General features: G+C 42.4%; 1 protein-coding gene and 1 pseudogene. Both read left to right on the top strand.

What is annotated here, in order from left to right; genetic code table 11:
• Positions 1–717: pseudogene (gene mazG, locus ACWHAR_RS24330) on the top strand (nucleoside triphosphate pyrophosphohydrolase); the annotation flags it as partial.
• Between the two features lie 2 nt (positions 718–719).
• Positions 720–932, top strand: a 213-nt coding sequence (locus ACWHAR_RS24325; RefSeq protein WP_452088087.1) for an RNA-binding S4 domain-containing protein, incomplete at its 3' end; no start/stop codon positions are given.

Here is a 932-nt window from a genome sequence, read left to right as displayed (position 1 = left end):
GATAAAAAGCAGACGCATCAGTCATTAAAGCAGTACATGATTGAAGAATGTTATGAGCTTCTCGAAGCTATTGACGAAGAAGACACAGACCATATGATCGAAGAGCTTGGCGACGTTTTGCTTCAGGTCTTGCTTCACGCGCAAATTGGTGAAGATGAAGGTTATTTCACAATTGATGATGTCATAAAAGGAATCAGTGAAAAAATGGTCCGAAGACATCCCCATGTGTTTAAAGATGTTAAGGTTCAGGATGAAAACGATGTTTTAGCCAATTGGGAAGATATAAAAAAGGCCGAAAAAAATACATCTGAATCATCATTACTAGACAGCGTACCGAAAACCCTTCCAGCTCTTTCGAAAGCAGCTAAATAGCAGAAAAAAGCAGCGAAGGTCGGTTTTGACTGGGAAGACGTCAGCGATATTTGGGAAAAGGTAAGTGAGGAAATGAAGGAGTTTTCTTCTGAGGTTTCTGAAGCTCCTCACGAACACAATCTTAAAGCTGAGTTTGGCGACATTTTGTTCGCGCTGGTGAATGTAGCCCGCTTCTACAAAATAGAGCCAGAGGAAGCGCTGACCATGACTAATGACAAATTCCGGAGACGGTTCTCGTACATTGAGGAAACAGCGAAGGAAGAGGGAGTCGAGTTGGCTGATATGTCCCTTGAGGACATGGACAAACTGTGGAATGAAGCAAAACAAACTGAGACGAGATCATAGATATGAGATTAGATAAATTTTTGAAAGTATCACGGCTGATCAAACGGCGTACACTAGCGAAGGAAGTAGCTGACCAAGGGCGGATCTCTATTAACGGAAACCAAGCTAAAGCAAGCTCTGACGTAAAACCGGGAGATGAACTAACGGTCCGCTTCGGCCAAAAGCTTGTAACGGTTCAAGTTAATGAATTGAAAGACACGACGAAAAAAGAAGAA

The sequence above is a fragment of the Bacillus sp. LR--39 genome, assembly GCF_053613335.1.
The sequence above is the reverse complement of the archived record's forward strand: the minus strand, read 5'-3'. Positions and strand labels throughout refer to the sequence as shown.